Origin of the sequence: Pseudomonas sp. PLMAX (genome assembly GCF_046042685.1) — a bacterium.
Taxonomy (GTDB): Bacteria; Pseudomonadota; Gammaproteobacteria; order Pseudomonadales; family Pseudomonadaceae; genus Aquipseudomonas; species Aquipseudomonas putida_AE.
In genome coordinates this window covers 2021680-2036868 of the sequence record NZ_CP064949.1, presented here as the reverse complement: position 1 = coordinate 2036868, position 15189 = coordinate 2021680, and the positions used below count along the sequence as shown (strand labels likewise).

Genomic DNA, 15189 nt, shown 5'->3' with positions numbered 1-15189 from the left:
AAGTGGCTGACACTGCCAGCCTATCCGGGGGAATGCCCGCATGATGCTCGACGCCATTCGTTGGGACACCGATCTGATCCGCCGTTATGACATGGCGGGACCGCGCTACACCTCCTACCCGACCGCCGTGCAATTCCACAGCCAGATCAGCCCGTTCGACCTGCTGCATGCCCTGCGCGACAGCCGCAAGGCCGCGCGTCCGTTGTCGCTGTACGTGCACGTGCCGTTCTGCGCGAACATCTGCTATTACTGCGCGTGCAATAAGGTCATCACCAAGGATCGCGGCCGCGCGCTGCCTTACCTGCAGCGCCTGGAACAGGAGATCCAGTTGATCGCCTGCCACCTCGACCCGACACAAAAAGTCGAGCAGCTGCACTTTGGCGGCGGTACACCGACCTTCCTCAGCCACGACGAGCTGCGCCAGTTGATGGCCCACCTGCGCAAACACTTCAATCTGCTGGACGATGATTCCGGCGACTACGGCATCGAAATCGACCCCCGCGAAGCCGACTGGTCGACCATGGGACTGTTGCGCGAACTGGGTTTCAATCGGGTCAGCATCGGCCTGCAAGACCTTGACCCGGCCGTGCAGCGCGCGGTCAACCGCCTGCAGAGCCTGGAGGAAACCCGCGCAGTGATCGACGCCGCCCGCACCCTGCAGTTTCGCTCGATCAACATCGACCTGATCTACGGGCTGCCCAAGCAGACCCCGGAGAACTTTGCGCGCACCGTCGACGAAGTCATCAGCCTGCAACCGGACCGGCTCTCGGTGTTCAACTACGCACACCTGCCGGAACGCTTCATGCCGCAACGGCGGATCAACAGCAACGAGCTGCCGACACCCGCGCAAAAACTGCAAATGCTTCAGGGCACCATCGAGCAACTGACCGCCGCCGGCTACCGCTACATCGGCATGGACCACTTCGCGCTGCCCGACGATGAACTGGCGATTGCCCAGGAGGAAGGGACCCTGCAACGCAACTTCCAGGGCTACACCACCCACGGGCATTGCGACTTGATTGGCCTGGGCGTGTCGGCGATCAGCCAGATCGGCGACCTGTACTGCCAGAACAGCAGCGACCTGAACCAATACCAGAACGCCCTGGCCTCGTCACAGCTGGCCACCAGCCGTGGCCTGCTGTGCAACGCCGATGACCGTTTGCGCCGCGCGGTGATCCAGCAGCTGATCTGCAATTTCAGCCTGGAATTCGCCCAGATCGAACAGGCCTTCAATATCGATTTTCAAGGTTATTTCGCCGAACTTTGGCCGCAATTGCAGTGCATGGCCAAGGATGGCCTGATTGAGTTCGATAGCGAACGCATCACGGTGTTGCCGGCAGGTCGCTTGATGGTGCGCTCGGTGTGCATGGTGTTCGATGCCTACCTTGCGCAACACAGTCACCAAAGGTTTTCCCGGGTGATCTAGATCCCTGCGACAAATCCGCCGCGTGCTGGCCTCAATGTCCTACAGTGGGTTACCCTTACAGCTTATGTGTGTTTTCCCACAAGGATTGAAGAAATGTCCGAGCCAGTAAAATTGCGCGCTCACACCCAGGCACATTGCAAGGATTGCAGCCTGGCCCCGCTGTGTTTGCCACTTTCTCTGAATCTGGAAGATATGGATGCGCTGGACGAAATCGTCAAACGGGGACGCCCGCTGAAAAAGGGCGAGTTTCTGTTCCGCCAGGGCGACCGGTTCGACTCGGTCTACGCCGTGCGCTCCGGCGCCCTGAAGACCTTCAACCTGAGCGATGGCGGCGAAGAACAGCTCACCGGCTTCCACTTGCCGAGCGAACTGGTCGGGCTATCGGGCATGGACACCGAAAAGCATCCGGTGTCGGCACAGGCGCTGGAAACCACCTCGGTGTGTGAAATCCCCTTCGAACGTCTCGACGAACTGGCCCTGCAACTGCCGCAGTTGCGTCGTCAGCTGATGCGCGTGATGAGCCGCGAGATTCGCGACGATCAGCAGATGATGCTGTTGTTGTCGAAAAAGACCGCCGATGAGCGCATCGCCACCTTCCTGGTCAATCTGTCCGCCCGCTTCCGCGCCCGGGGCTTCTCGGCCAATCAGTTCCGCCTGAGCATGTCGCGCAATGAAATCGGCAACTACCTGGGCCTGGCGGTGGAGACCGTGTCGCGGGTGTTCACGCGCTTCCAGCAGAACGAACTGATCGCCGCCGAAGGCAAGGAAATCCGCATCCTTGACCCGATCCAGCTGTGCGCCCTGGCCGGTGGCTCCCTCGAAGGCTGATTCGGCCGATCGCGGCTGAGCGAAACGGTTCAGCCGCCGTTATACTGTGTCGTTTGCAGCCTGCCAGGACATCTTCGATGGTCTTCGACTCCTTCGACATCAAATCCCTCATCCGCCCCGTGATCGACTTTCCCAAGCCCGGCGTGATCTTTCGCGACATCACCCCGCTCTTCCAGTCGCCCACGGCCCTGCGCCTGGTGATGGACAGTTTCGCCCACCGCTATGTCGAGGCGGATTTCACCCACATTGGCGCCATGGATGCCCGGGGTTTCCTGATCGGTTCGGTGCTGGCGTATCAGCTGAACAAGCCGCTGGTGCTGTTTCGCAAGCAAGGCAAGTTGCCGGCCGACGTCCTGGCCGAAGGTTATGCGACGGAGTACGGCGAAGCGTTTCTTGAAGTGCACGCCGACAGCCTGTGCGAAGGCGATTCGGTGGTGATGTTCGACGACCTGATCGCCACCGGCGGCACCCTGATTGCAGCGGCGAACCTGGTTCGGCGCATGGGTGCGCGGGTTCATGAAGCGGCGGCGATCATTGATTTGCCGGAGCTGGGTGGGTCGCAGCGCCTGGAAGACATGGGGATTCCGACGTTTTGCCTGACGCAGTTTGCTCTTACCGATAAGTAAGTAGCGCCTGAAAGGGCCTCTTCGCGAGCAAGCCCGGTCCCACAGGGAATCCTGGTGTACAGAAATGTTGTGCACGACGCAAATCAACTGTGGGAGCGAGCTTGCTCGCGAAAGCGTCAGCCGCTACAACATCAACCTAAAACTTGTCACAACCCAATCTGCTTGCTGATGATCTCGTTCATCACTTCCCGCGTCCCCCCGCCAATCGAAAGAATCCGGTTATCCCGGTACAACCGCTCCACCAGGCTCTCGCGCATGTAACCCAGGCCACCGAGGATCTGCACGGCATCGTGGGTGATCCGGTCTGCAGTGTCCGTGGCAAAATTCTTGGCCATGGAAATCTCCTTGATCACGCTCTTGCCCGCCGCCATCTTCGCCGCCTGCCGGTAGGTGAATTCCCTTGAGACTTCGAGCGCCGTGGCCATTTCCGCCAGGCGATGCTTGATCACCTGGAACTTGCCGATCGGCTTGCCAAAGGCTTCACGCTCGCGCGCCCACTTGAGGCTCTCCTCCAGGGCCAGCTGCGCGGTCATGTTGGCCATCAAGGCCAAGGCCAGGCGTTCGTTCTGGAAATTGCCCATGATGCAGGCAAAACCCATGTTTTCGCTGCCGATCAGATTGCCTACGGGCACCTGGCAATCATCGAAGAACAGTTCGGCCGTGTCCGACGCCCACCAGCCCATTTTCTTCAATGGCCGTCCGACGGTGAAACCCGGAGTGCCCTTCTCGATCAACAACAGGCTGATGCCGGAAAAACCCGGCTCGCCGGTGCGCACCGCGACGGTGTAGAAATCCGCGCGCACACCGCTGGTGATGAAGGTTTTACTACCGCTGACCCGGTAGAAGTCGCCCTCACGCACGGCGCGGGTTTGCAGGTTGGCGACGTCGGACCCGCCGCCGGGTTCGGTGACGGCCAGGGCGCTGATTTTCTCGCCGGACAGCACCTGTGGCACGACCCGGTCACGGATTTGCGGCCTGGCCCACTTGAGAATCGGCGGCAAGCCGATGTCCAGCGACCCCAGCCCTGCCACCAGGCCCCCGGAGCCACAGCGCATCAGTTCTTCGCTGGCGGCGATCTTGGCAAACACATCGCCCTCGTGGCTGCCACCCAGCCTCTGTGGATAACCGATGCCGAGAATGCCCGCGGCGCCGGCCTTCAGGTAAAGCTCTCGGGGAAAGCTTTCGGCTTCTTCCCACCGGTCGATGTCCGGCAGAATCTCGCGCTCGACGAAGCGTCTTACGCTGTCGCGGACCATTTGGTGGCTGGGGTCGAAGTATTCCTCGAAGGCAGACATCGGCGAACTCCACTGAAGGGTTCAGGGAAGTTAACCGAGCGCTTGCTTGGTTTTCAACAGGATTGTGTGAATCAGCGAGACCGAGGCGCCTGCATCGCCAGCAAGCCGGCTCCTACAGGGGTTCTGTATGCACCGCTAATACCATGTGGGAGCGGGCTTGCTCGCGAAGGCGTCAGTAAAAACACCACACAACTTAGAGGGAAATCGGCTTACGCCCCGCAAACGAATGCGCCAGCGTCCCGCCATCCACCAACTCCAGCTCGCCACCCAAGGGCACGCCATGGGCGATGCGCGAAGCGATCAGGCCTTTGCTGCTGAGCAATTGGGCGATGTAGTGCGCGGTGGCTTCACCTTCCACCGTCGGGTTGGTGGCGAGGATGACTTCAGCGAACGTGCCCGCCTCCTCGATCCGCGCCATCAACTGCGGAATGCCGATCGCCTCCGGGCCCAGCCCGTCAAGCGGCGACAGGTGGCCCTTGAGCACGAAGTAGCGGCCACGGAAACCGGTCTGCTCCACGGCGTAGACGTCCATCGGCCCTTCCACCACGCAGAGCAAGGTGTCGTCGCGCCGGGTATCGGCGCATTGCGGACAGAGGTCGTCTTCGGTCAGGGTGCGGCACAGACGGCAGTGACCGACCCCGTCCATGGCCTGGCTCAGGGCCAGTGCCAGGCGCGAGCCACCACTGCGATCACGCTCGAGCAACTGCAACGCCATGCGCTGGGCGGTTTTCTGACCCACACCTGGCAAAATTCGCAGGGCGTCGATCAGTTGGCGAATCAAAGGGCTGAAGCTCATGGGGAAAAGTCCGACGAAAACAACGAGACGCGGTTTATACCCGCGCCTCCGTTGAGCGTCAATTATTGCGCTGGCGCCACCCGTACCACCAACTTGCCGAAGTTGCGGCCTTCGAGCAGGCCGATGAACGCATCAGGCGCATTCTCCAGGCCATCGACCACGTCTTCGCGGAACTTCACCTTGCCATCGCGCACCCACGACGCCATCGCGCTGATGAATTCCGGCTGGCGATCGCCGTAGTCGTCGAACACGATGAAGCCCTGGATCCGTACGCGCTTGGTCAGCAGTGTGCGCTGCAACATCGGCAGCCGATCGGGACCGCTGGGTGCTTCGCTGGCGTTATAGGACGCAATCAGGCCACAGAGCGGAATCCGCGCCTTGGGGTTGAGCAACGGCACCACAGCGTCGAACACCTTGCCACCGACGTTCTCGTAATAAATATCGATGCCCTTGGGGCACGCCTGCGCCAGCTCGTCGACGAAGTCCGGGCTCTTGTGGTCGACGCAGGCATCGAAGCCCAGCTCCTCGACCACGTAACGGCACTTGTCCGCGCCACCGGCTACGCCGACCACACGCAGGCCCTTGATCTTGGCTACCTGACCTACCACCGAACCGACGGCGCCGGATGCCGCCGCGACCACCAGGGTCTCGCCTTCCTTTGGCTGGCCGATGTCCATCAAGCCCATGTAGGCAGTCATGCCCGGCATGCCCAGCACACCCAGGGCCATGGACGGGCTGGGCAGCCCCGACGGTACCGGGATGATGCTTCGACCGTCGTTGATGCTGTGGCTCTGCCACCCCGTGGCGCCCACCACCAGATCCCCTTCATGAAACTTGGGATGGCGCGAACGCTCGACCCGGCTGACCGCGCCGCCGGTCATCACCTCGCCGATTTCCACCGGCGCGGCGTAGGACGGCGCATCACTCATGCGCCCACGCATGTAGGGATCCAGCGACAGATAAAGGGTCTTGAGCAGCACCTGACCCTCTTCCAGATCGGGGAGCGCGACGCGCTCCATGCGGAAGTTTTCCGGTGTTGGCGCGCCGACCGGGCGTGAAGCCAGGACGATTCGTTGGTTGAGGGTCATGGGGTCGGACATGGCAGCGTCTCCTTTCGATGAATTCGGGGGTATAGGGAGCAGACCTTTGTGGCGGTATGGCGTTCGATGTTTATTCAGTTGGACCGCGTTGCCCCCTTCGCGAGCAAGCCCGCTCCCACATTGATTTTGTGCACGCCGCAGATCTAATGTGGGAGCGGGCTTGCTCGCGAAGAGGGCCTGGCAGTCACAGCACTTCTTCCTGCCAGAAACAAAAATGCCAGGCGCTATGCCTGGCATTTTTTGTAACTCATCTGAGGCCTGAAGGCGAATCAGAATGGCAGTTTCATGCCCGGTGGCAGTTGCATGCCAGCGGTCATGCTGCCCATTTTGTCCTGGCTGTTGGCTTCGATCTTGCGCACGGCGTCGTTGACGGCCGCAGCGAACACCGCTTCCAGCATTTCCTTGTCATCTTCGCTCAGGCCTTCGACCAGGCTTGGGTCGATGGTCACGCGCTTGACGTCGTGACGACCGGTCATCACCACGGTGACCATGTCGCCACCGGCTTTACCGGTGACTTCGGCGTTGGCCAGCTCTTCCTGCATCTTGGCCATTTTTTCCTGCATCTGCTGTGCCTGCTTCATCAGGCCGGCCATGCCACCTTTCATCATGGGAATCACCTCAAAAGTACTTGGATTAAAACGGCGCCCGGCCCGCTCGGGCGAGCGCCTTCAGTTATTAGCCCTGACTGACCACGGCCTCGACAGGTTCAATAGTATCGTTACGGATGACCGCACCGAACTGCTGCATCATTTGCTGGATGAACGGATCACCATGGATCGACTCCTCGGCCTCGCGCTGACGGTCGGCACGCCGACGGGACGCCGCCTGGGCCGGGGTTTCCTGCTCGGGCTTGATCAGCTCCATGGTCAGGGTCAGGGTGCGCCCGTGATACTGGTTCAACGCTTCATTGAGGCGCCGCTGTTGCGTGGCGTTGAACAAGGCGCTGTGGGCCGGGTCCAGGTGCAGCAACCAATTGTCGCCATCGACGGCGATCAGCGTGCAGTTGGCGGCGATGCTGCCGGTCATGCCGGAGATCGGCAGGTTCGGGAACAGCTCCAGCCATTGCAGGGCCAGGCCGGTGGCAGGCGCCGCAGCGGGCTCAGGCTCGGGTTCTGCGGCCGGCTCGGCGGCGTGCTCGCTGGCCAACTCGTCGAGGTAGCTGTAGGCCGAGTCCATGTCTGGCTCGATGTAATCTTCGTCCAGCGGCGGCTCGTCATCCAGGTCCATGCCCGGCGTGGCGGCATCGACTTCGGCCACCGACGGCTCTGGAATGGGCGCGGCAGCCCACTCCGGCGCGTCCGGCACCACGCTGTCCGGCGTCGGCAGCGGCATCGGCGGCAACTCGGGCTGCTCGCTGGCGGTTTCCAGCACCGGCTCGACGGCCGGCTGCTGAACCACTGCAGGCTCGACTGGATCATTCCACGGCAGGTCGACCACTTCTTCGACCACGACCGCCTCGACCACCGGCTCAGGCACCGGCTCAGGTACTACAACGGGAGTAACCGGCACAGGTGCCGCAGCCACGGCCGCAACGGGTGCAGCGGTTACAGGCGCAACGACCGGCGTGGCAGCCACTGATTTGGCGGAATCAACCGTGGCCTGGCTGATCCCCACTGTCTTTAGCGGTTGCCTCGGCGCGTCCGCAGTATCGGCGGGGCGGAACGCGAGCATGCGCAACAGCACCATTTCAAAGCCGCCACGGGGGTCTGGCGCCAGCGGCAGGTCGCGGCGGCCGATCAAGCCCATCTGGTAATAGAACTGCACGTCTTCGGCCGGCAAGGCCTGGGCCAGGGCCAGCACCCGGTCGCGGTCGCCGTGACCGTTGTCGACGCCTTCAGGCAAGGCCTGGGCAATGGCGACACGGTGCAGCACATTGAGGATTTCCGAGAGCACGCCGTTCCAGTCCGGGCCCTGTTCAGCCAGGTGGCGGACCGCTTCGAGCAAGGCCTTGGCGTCGCCTTCGATCAACGCATGCAACACGTCATAGACCTGGCCGTGATCGAGGGTGCCGAGCATCGCCCGCACGTCAGCGGCCATGACCTTGCCTTCACCGAAGGCGATCGCCTGGTCGGTGAGGCTCATGGCATCGCGCATCGAACCGTCGGCGGCGCGGCCGAGCAACCACAGCGCGTCGTCTTCGAACGGTACGTTCTCGACGCTCAGCACATGGCTCAAATGCTCGACGACCCGCTCCGGGGTCATGTTCTTCAGGGAGAACTGCAGGCAACGGGAAAGAATCGTTGCAGGAAGTTTCTGCGGGTCGGTGGTGGCCAGGATGAACTTGACGTAGGGCGGCGGCTCTTCGAGGGTTTTCAACAGCGCATTGAAAGAATGGCTGGAAAGCATGTGCACTTCGTCGATCAGGTAGACCTTGAAGCGCCCGCGGCTGGGGGCGTACTGCACGTTGTCGAGCAGCTCGCGGGTGTCTTCGACCTTGGTGCGGCTGGCGGCGTCGATCTCGATCAGGTCGACGAAGCGCCCTTCATCGATCTCGCGGCACACCGAACACTCGCCACAAGGCGTTGAAGTGATACCTGTTTCACAGTTCAGGCATTTGGCGATGATCCGCGCAATGGTGGTCTTGCCGACCCCGCGCGTACCGGTAAACAGGTACGCGTGGTGCAGCCGCTGGCTGTCCAAGGCATTGATCAGAGCCTTGAGCACATGGGTCTGGCCGACCATTTCGCGGAACGAGCGCGGACGCCATTTACGTGCAAGAACCTGATAACTCATCGAAAACCGTCGCAGCGAAGGAAGCAGAAGCGGCTAATGCTAGCGGAGCAAGGCACAAATTGCATCCGGTGCGCTCGTCTAATCTGGCTAAGCTGCACTTTGGAAGGATTTATCGGAGCGTTTATGCGGCTGGGCTTGGGGGCACTGCTGTTGATCAGCCTGGACGGGGCGGCCGCTGACGCGCCGTTGCGCTTCGTGATACCTGACAGTTGGGCCATGCCGATGGTGCAACTCGAACGAGGGCGGCCGACCCAGGGCATCCTGTATGACGTGATGCTCAGCCTCGCCACCCAGGTCGGCGTACCGGCGCAGTTTCACGTATTGCCCCGCGGTCGGGTGCAGAGCGCCATGGAACACGGCGAGGTGGACATTCGCTGCTACGCCGCGCAGTCCTGGACGCCAAACCAGTCCGGCGACTATATCTGGAGCATTCCGCTCTGGACGCAACCCGACTTGCTGATCAGCCAGTCCGGCGCTCCGACGTCAGTGAATCCGACTCACCTGACCCATCAATCGATCGGCACGGTACTCGGTTACAGCTACCCGGCCCTGCAACCGCTGTTCGACGTCAACCGACTGCAGCGCGACGATGCACGCAACCAGGAACAAGTGCTGGAGAAGCTGCATGCCGGGCGCAACCGTTATGCGGTCAGCAATCAATGGACCCTGGACTGGTTCAACCAGCGATTGCTCCCCCAGCAGCAACTGCAAAGGGTGGCGCTGCTGCAGGAACAAAACGTCGGCTGCTATGTGCGCAATGATCCCAAGGTGCCGGTCCAGCGCATTCTGCGCACCCTGCTGCGGATGAAGATGTCTGGGGAGATCGATGACATCATTCGGCTCTACATTGGCGGCAAGGCTGAAGACAGGCCGTGACCGGTTGCCTGCGCCACCCGCCATTGCGCTGGCGCGACAAAACCGGCGACCCAGCCCGGCACATCGACGGCCGGCATCGGCTGCGCAATGAAATCCCCCTGGGCCACTTCGCAGCCAAGATTCAACAGCAGCTCACCGTGCTCGATACTTTCCACCCCCTCTGCGACCACCTGGCGACCAAATGCCCGGGCCAGGCCGATCACGGCCGTGGTCAAGGCCAGGTCATCACCGTCGTGAACAATGTCGCGCACAAAGGACTTGTCGATCTTGATGGTCTGGGTGCGCAGGCGCTTGAGGTAACTCAGGGATGAGTAGCCGGTGCCGAAATCCCCCAGGGAAAACTGCACCCCCAGCGCCTGGCAGGCCTGCAGGCACGCACTGACATGCTGGATGTTCTCGACTGCGACCGACTCGACGATCTCCAGGTCAAGGCGCTGCGGCGCGACCCGATCGTGCCGCGCCAACAGGTTCTGGAGCCGTTCCACGAAATCCGCCCGCTGAAAATGCCGCGCCGCAATATTGATGCTCACCGGCCAGTCATGCCCATCCTGTCGCCATCGATCCAACTGGGCCAACACCTGATCGATGACCCATTCACCGATATCGATGATCAAGTCTGTCTCTTCCACCTGGGGTAGAAAATCCCATGCGCGCACCAGGCCGTTTTGCGGATGCTCCCAGCGCAGCAATGCCTCGAAGCCGACGACCCGGCCACGGCGCATGTTGACCTTGGGCTGGAAATGCAGGCGCAGTTCGCCGTCCACCAGCGCCTGGCGTACCCGCTCGACCGTCTCGTGAGTGGCCTTGACCTCACGGTCGCGGGTCACGTCGAATATATGAAAGCGCTTGCGACCGCTCTGCTTGGCCACATACATGGCCTGGTCGGCATGCCGCAACAGGGTCCCGGCATCTTCGTTATCGTCAGGAAAGAGCGTGACGCCAATGCTGGCAAACACATGGATGTCCTTGCCATGCAGCGAATACGGTACCGATATGGCTCCCAGCACCCGGCTCAGTGCCGCCCGCAGTTGCGGCAGATCGTGTACGTACCGCAACACCAGGACGAACTCGTCGCCGGCCAGCCGCGCGACTACATCCTCGCCACGCACAATATTGCGCAGGCGCTTGGCCACCTCCACCAGCAACAGATCGCCACTGGCATGTCCGTAGCCATCGTTGACCGCCTTGAAGCCGTCGAGATCGAGCATGCACACCGCCAGCGCAATGTTCTCCTGCCGGGAGAACTCCAGCGCCTGATCGAGCAGATCCGAAAGAAACGCACGATTGGGCAGCCCGGTCAGCACGTCATGGCCGACCCGCCATTGCAGGGAATGCAGGAGTTGCCGTTTTTCACTGATGTCGAACCGAATCGACAGATACCTCTCGACCCGCCCGGTGGCGCTATCGATCACCGGCACCATGGTGCTGTCGACCCAATACAGGCTGCCATCCTTGGCGCGATTGCAGATCTCGCCCTTCCAGATCTGACCCAGGGCGATGGTGCGCCACATCTCGACGAAAAATTCAGTGGCGTGCATACCGGAATTGAGCATGCGATGGTTTTGGCCAAGCAATTCTTCACGCCTATAGCCGGACACTGCGCAAAACTGGTCATTGACGTGGGTGATCCGGCCGCTCAGATCGGTCTCGGAAAAAATCGCGGCGGCATCCACCGCCCTGCGGTACTTCTCATCCATGAGTCAGGCTCGCTGTCGCTGGCGGTGGAACCCGTTCAAGGCAGCAACACCGATGCTGGTAATATTGTGCAAGAGCTCTCGCCGCCTTGCGTGAACGCGCACTGATGGCTTTTTCACATCGTTCCATAATCTGAAACAAGCTCATTCAATGTCGCATTAGCGCGGCAATTCTACGAAATACATCACATTTTGAAAAGCAAGGTGATGGATCATGCAGTTGTCTAATGCGAAAATCTATCGTTAAGTTCTTGATTCTAAATGGGAATTGAGCGATGCACATTTCAAGTTTGGGTCCAGCCATCCGGCGGTACCGCAAGGTCGCGGGGCTTACTCAGGCTGAACTAGGCGAAAAAACCGGTTTTGACCCCAAAACCATCAGCCGCTTCGAAACCGGCACCTATACCCCCAGCGTGGATGCACTGTTCATGTTTGCCAATGTGCTGGGGGTGAAGCTGAAAGCCTTTTTCGCCGACCTTGGCGATGAAGACGAACAGCGGGCGTATCTGTTCGATGTCATACATAAAGCCCCCCCAAAGGATCTGGGAAAGCTGATTGCAGCGGTTGACCAGGCCTTGTCCAAGCCTTAGAGCCAGAAAAGAACAAAGGAGACCGACGTGTCGCGCTCCTTTTTCATGTCGCCGGTAAATCGCGGACGACAAGAAACCGCTATGGACAGATGCCATGGCAGCACAGGAAAAATGGTTCCTGGCAGATCACGCGAGAGAGGGTCTCGCGGTTCGTTAAGGTGGTAACCCCACCAGCCACACCCCGGCACACAATTTCACCGCTGCAAGTATTGGCTGGCGCCAATGGCTGCTCTTCTCTTCCAGATACACGACCGGAAAACGGCCGAGGTCTGCGTGTAGTGGTCTAATGAAACCGGACACCCATTTAGGCGAGAATGCCCGCGTTGATCAAGAGAAGCGGGTACAGCGAAATCGGGAAGGCCTGCAGAACAGGCGTGCGGCAGAGCCGGATTGAAAGCCATGGGGCAAGGGCCGGAATCAAGCGAAGTGGGACAAGGTAGCGGGCTTGCTCAAGCGGGAATCTGCCGTTCTGCCATATACCTCGTTGATATTTCGTCATGAATTCAATGGCGATACTCGATCCTGGGCAGGTGCCGATTCTGAAAGGTTGAAGCGGATTTCAAAGTGTGGCTTACGACCGACACAGAGCCAGGAGAAGACCCTGCCAGTGTCTACAACCGAGGCTGCATTCACTGATGTGGCCTACTGATATAACGAATCAAGTCATGGATATTTACCTGTAGAGCTGACCCTTATAGGATGCAGTCCTCATCTACTGCTCTCCGGCGGTTTATCGGTAGTAACTCAGACAGAATGTCTCGATGTTTCTAAAAAATCACCACCAACCTAAGCAAGGAAGCGCAAAAATGAAATTCGTGAGTATTCTATTGGGATCGATCGTATTAACAGGTTGTGGGACGATCAACACTGTCTTCAGAGAAGACATGATCTCGAGCAACAAGCTCGCCCGATGGCACTCCCATTGCGACTCCATTCCACGAATCTACAGCGGAGCCGCACTTAATTACTGTACCTTGGATGCAGAGCCCCGCCGCTCTGTGGGCTTTGATGGGCATCCTGCGGCGTCATTGATCGTTTTAGATATGGCGTTGTCTGGGGTCGCTGACACCGTAGTTCTGCCATACACAATTTACTTGCAGAACAGACACGGAGATATTCCGAAAGCGCGTTTCGAGTGACACCATTGCTGTCCACCTCTGGCATGCACAGATACAAAAACGCCGGCTTGTTTGCCGGCGTCCGGGAGGATCTGCAGCAGCTTCTGGGTAATGCGTAATGCGTAATGGGCATAGGGTACTCCAAAAGCGAAAAAGCCCGCACTTCGCGGACATCGTGTAAAATGCAAAACGGCGGTCTCAAGGAGCAAGTGCAACAGTCAGTTAATTTTTCTGAGCTTGGCGGTCTCAAGGAACAAGTGCAACAGTCAGTTAATTTTTCTGAGCATGCTAATCACGAAACTGAATGCAATCCCGTCTCCGAAACATCGTTACCACTTGGCGTCTGAACGAACCTAGCCTACCTGACTAAGCACAATTTCCACTGCCAAGGGCTTAGCCATGATCAAACCCCTTGGTCGCCGCAGCAGTGGCTATACACAACCCTCCCTTCATCGCTTAAACAATGGCTATACACAACCCCCCCTTCATCGCTTAAACAATGGCTATACATACCCCCCCCTCCATCGCCGATGTGACGGCCTGGAATGACACGATAGAAACGCCCATTAGATGCATCCACCAGGTAGCTTGACGGGGACGGGGCTTGCTCTTACCGGTCAGTTTATCGTTTCAAGCTTGTTGGTCGCGGAAAACTGAAGATGATCCACCAGCACCTCAACCGGAAATTTCCAGCCCAGTGTCTGACGGGGTCGGGTGTTGAGCAAATCAGCGATTTCGTCCAGTCGTGCCTGCGTCACCAGAGAGAGATCTGTGCCTTTTGGGAGGTACTGACGTAACAAACCGTTCGTATTTTCATTGCTACCACGCTGCCAAGGCGAGTGTGGATCGGCGAAATAAATCTTCATCCCCGTGCGCGCAGTGATTTCGGCATGACGGGCCATTTCGCTGCCTTGATCATGCGTCATGGTTTTTAGTAGCGATGGCGCCATCCGCGACATTTCCCTCACAATGGCTTCCGCCGCAGCCTCAGCGGTAGGCCCTTCGAGTTTGGCGAGAATCACATAACGGCTCGTGCGTTCGACCATTGTGGCAACCGCAGAGCGATTATTGGCGCCCATGATCAGATCACTCTCCCAATGCCCTGGAACCAGACGGTCTGCAACTTCTGGTGGTCGTAGGTGAATACTCAGCTGCGCAGGGTAGCGTTCTCGACGCACATTGCTCTGGGTTCGCTTGTGACGTTTGCCATCAGCCTGCCGCAAATAACTGATCAGCTGACGCTTCAGTTCTCCGCGTGGGTAGGCATAGATAGCGAGGTAGATCGTTTCGTGGCTCACATGTCGCTCGGGTTGGCCGGGCCAGATACTGCGTAGTCTGCGGGCAATTTGTTGCGGTGACCAGCCGATGCGGAGCATTTCGACGACCACTTGAAATAGCTCTGAGTCTGGAGATAAACGCCGCTGACGGCGAGGCACATGTCGAAGCTGTTGAGCCCTGCTGGTAGCTTGTATGGCGTCATAGTGAGGCTGCTGGGGGGTGCGTTTGATCTCACGACTAATGGTGCTGGGGTGACGGCCTAGCAAAGCGGCAATAGCCCGCAGCGTCTGTCGTTGAAATAGCATCACCATAATGGTGACGCGCTCCTCGGTACTCAAATGTTTGTATTGGGTAGACATGGCAACACCTTACATCAGGTGTTGCACTTGTTCCTTGAGACCGCCAATTCGATTGGTGGGATGCCCAGCGCAGTGCACCACTTAGGTGTACTTAAACGCTGTCGCACTTCGAATTTTTTACTGAAAAATCCTTGATAATTCAAGGACTTAGAGATAGGTGGCGACCCCACCAGCCACACCCCGGCACACAATGTCACCGCTGCGGCTGCTCCCTTCCAGGCCTGACCGGGTTCACGGCTGATCGTTGCGGGGGGACCGATGGGGTCACCATAACGACGCTCACCTGACGGCGAGCCGCGCCATTGTACCTATCTGAGACGAAGTTACAACCGTTCGAACAGATTAAAAAATATGAGCTGGTTCAAGGACATGCAATGGCCTTGAAAATCTTGTGGTGGATTGACTGGCCGGCCTGATCGGGATCCGTACGCATTACCCTGTAGAAGCTGGCTTGGTCGGGACGCCGCATC

Annotated in this window: 13 protein-coding genes and 1 other RNA gene; 6 read left to right on the top strand and 8 right to left on the bottom strand. The window is 59.4% G+C overall.

Annotated features, from left to right (window positions below; genetic code table 11):
• The first annotated feature begins 43 nt into the window (after nt 1-43).
• The 3 genes from hemN (at nt 44) to DKB71_RS09375 (ending at nt 2880) form a co-directional block, all read left to right on the top strand.
• On the top strand, nt 44-1426 hold the full coding sequence (gene hemN / locus DKB71_RS09385; protein WP_408601068.1) for an oxygen-independent coproporphyrinogen III oxidase: 1383 nt from the start codon (nt 44-46) through the stop codon (nt 1424-1426).
• Between the two features lie 93 nt (nt 1427-1519).
• Nucleotides 1520-2254, top strand: coding sequence for a fumarate/nitrate reduction transcriptional regulator Fnr (fnr, locus tag DKB71_RS09380; RefSeq protein WP_274077968.1), 735 nt, complete (start codon nt 1520-1522; stop codon nt 2252-2254).
• A gap of 77 nt (nt 2255-2331) precedes the next feature.
• On the top strand, nt 2332-2880 hold the full coding sequence (locus DKB71_RS09375; RefSeq protein WP_046819458.1) for an adenine phosphoribosyltransferase: 549 nt from the start codon (nt 2332-2334) through the stop codon (nt 2878-2880).
• 146 nt (nt 2881-3026) lie between these two features.
• Here DKB71_RS09375 and DKB71_RS09370 read toward each other — a convergent pair whose 3' ends face one another.
• The 5 genes from DKB71_RS09370 to dnaX form a co-directional block, all read right to left on the bottom strand.
• Nucleotides 3027-4175 carry an acyl-CoA dehydrogenase family protein gene (locus DKB71_RS09370; RefSeq protein WP_408600154.1) on the bottom strand — a complete coding sequence of 383 codons (1149 nt, stop codon included), beginning with the start codon at nt 4173-4175 and terminating at the stop codon, nt 3027-3029.
• 193 nt (nt 4176-4368) lie between these two features.
• On the bottom strand, nt 4369-4971 hold the full coding sequence (gene recR, locus DKB71_RS09365) for a recombination mediator RecR (protein ID WP_408600153.1): 603 nt from the start codon (nt 4969-4971) through the stop codon (nt 4369-4371).
• 62 nt (nt 4972-5033) lie between these two features.
• Nucleotides 5034-6071 carry an NADP-dependent oxidoreductase gene (locus tag DKB71_RS09360; RefSeq protein ID WP_408600152.1) on the bottom strand — a complete coding sequence of 346 codons (1038 nt, stop codon included), beginning with the start codon at nt 6069-6071 and terminating at the stop codon, nt 5034-5036.
• A 269-nt stretch (nt 6072-6340) separates the two neighbouring features.
• Nucleotides 6341-6679, bottom strand: a complete 339-nt coding sequence (locus DKB71_RS09355; RefSeq protein ID WP_007933349.1) for a YbaB/EbfC family nucleoid-associated protein — start codon at nt 6677-6679, stop codon at nt 6341-6343.
• Between the two features lie 67 nt (nt 6680-6746).
• Nucleotides 6747-8804 carry a DNA polymerase III subunit gamma/tau gene (gene dnaX / locus DKB71_RS09350; protein ID WP_408600151.1) on the bottom strand — a complete coding sequence of 686 codons (2058 nt, stop codon included), beginning with the start codon at nt 8802-8804 and terminating at the stop codon, nt 6747-6749.
• A gap of 123 nt (nt 8805-8927) precedes the next feature.
• Here dnaX and DKB71_RS09345 point away from each other — a divergent pair, with 123 nt between their 5' ends.
• A complete protein-coding gene (locus DKB71_RS09345) occupies nt 8928-9680 on the top strand; it encodes a substrate-binding periplasmic protein (protein ID WP_408600150.1) in 753 nt (250 codons plus the stop codon).
• Here the strand turns inward: DKB71_RS09345 and DKB71_RS09340 are convergent.
• Complete coding sequence (locus tag DKB71_RS09340) at nt 9647-11377, bottom strand: putative bifunctional diguanylate cyclase/phosphodiesterase (protein WP_408600149.1); 1731 nt, start codon at nt 11375-11377, stop codon at nt 9647-9649. The two genes, DKB71_RS09345 and DKB71_RS09340, sit on opposite strands and share 34 nt — an antisense overlap.
• Nucleotides 11378-11649: 272 nt before the next feature.
• Here DKB71_RS09340 and DKB71_RS09335 point away from each other — a divergent pair, with 272 nt between their 5' ends.
• Entirely contained in the window at nt 11650-11964 is a 315-nt protein-coding gene (locus DKB71_RS09335) for a helix-turn-helix domain-containing protein (protein WP_046819450.1), read from the top strand.
• An 806-nt stretch (nt 11965-12770) separates the two neighbouring features.
• Nucleotides 12771-13103, top strand: coding sequence for a YceK/YidQ family lipoprotein (locus DKB71_RS09330; protein WP_408600148.1), 333 nt, complete (start codon nt 12771-12773; stop codon nt 13101-13103).
• A gap of 596 nt (nt 13104-13699) precedes the next feature.
• On the opposite strand, the gene DKB71_RS09325 is transcribed toward DKB71_RS09330, so the two are convergent.
• Nucleotides 13700-14719, bottom strand: a complete 1020-nt coding sequence (locus tag DKB71_RS09325) for an IS30 family transposase (protein ID WP_203482864.1) — start codon at nt 14717-14719, stop codon at nt 13700-13702.
• Nucleotides 14720-14883: 164 nt separating this feature from the next.
• Nucleotides 14884-14980, bottom strand: an RNA gene (ffs, locus tag DKB71_RS09320) — signal recognition particle sRNA small type.
• Nucleotides 14981-15189 lie beyond the last annotated feature (209 nt).

Excerpts from the sequence above, each read along its gene's own strand:
- hemN (WP_408601068.1), top strand. The coding sequence starts at position 44 with ATGCTCGACGCCATTCGTTGGGACACCGATCTGATCCGCCGTTATGAC.
- fnr (WP_274077968.1), top strand. The coding sequence starts at position 1,520 with ATGTCCGAGCCAGTAAAATTGCGCGCTCACACCCAGGCACATTGCAAG.
- DKB71_RS09375 (WP_046819458.1), top strand. The coding sequence starts at position 2,332 with ATGGTCTTCGACTCCTTCGACATCAAATCCCTCATCCGCCCCGTGATC.
- DKB71_RS09370 (WP_408600154.1), bottom strand. The coding sequence starts at position 4,175 with ATGTCTGCCTTCGAGGAATACTTCGACCCCAGCCACCAAATGGTCCGC.
- recR (WP_408600153.1), bottom strand. The coding sequence starts at position 4,971 with ATGAGCTTCAGCCCTTTGATTCGCCAACTGATCGACGCCCTGCGAATT.
- DKB71_RS09360 (WP_408600152.1), bottom strand. The coding sequence starts at position 6,071 with ATGTCCGACCCCATGACCCTCAACCAACGAATCGTCCTGGCTTCACGC.
- DKB71_RS09355 (WP_007933349.1), bottom strand. The coding sequence starts at position 6,679 with ATGATGAAAGGTGGCATGGCCGGCCTGATGAAGCAGGCACAGCAGATG.
- dnaX (WP_408600151.1), bottom strand. The coding sequence starts at position 8,804 with ATGAGTTATCAGGTTCTTGCACGTAAATGGCGTCCGCGCTCGTTCCGC.
- DKB71_RS09345 (WP_408600150.1), top strand. The coding sequence starts at position 8,928 with ATGCGGCTGGGCTTGGGGGCACTGCTGTTGATCAGCCTGGACGGGGCG.
- DKB71_RS09340 (WP_408600149.1), bottom strand. The coding sequence starts at position 11,377 with ATGGATGAGAAGTACCGCAGGGCGGTGGATGCCGCCGCGATTTTTTCC.
- DKB71_RS09335 (WP_046819450.1), top strand. The coding sequence starts at position 11,650 with ATGCACATTTCAAGTTTGGGTCCAGCCATCCGGCGGTACCGCAAGGTC.
- DKB71_RS09330 (WP_408600148.1), top strand. The coding sequence starts at position 12,771 with ATGAAATTCGTGAGTATTCTATTGGGATCGATCGTATTAACAGGTTGT.
- DKB71_RS09325 (WP_203482864.1), bottom strand. The coding sequence starts at position 14,719 with ATGTCTACCCAATACAAACATTTGAGTACCGAGGAGCGCGTCACCATT.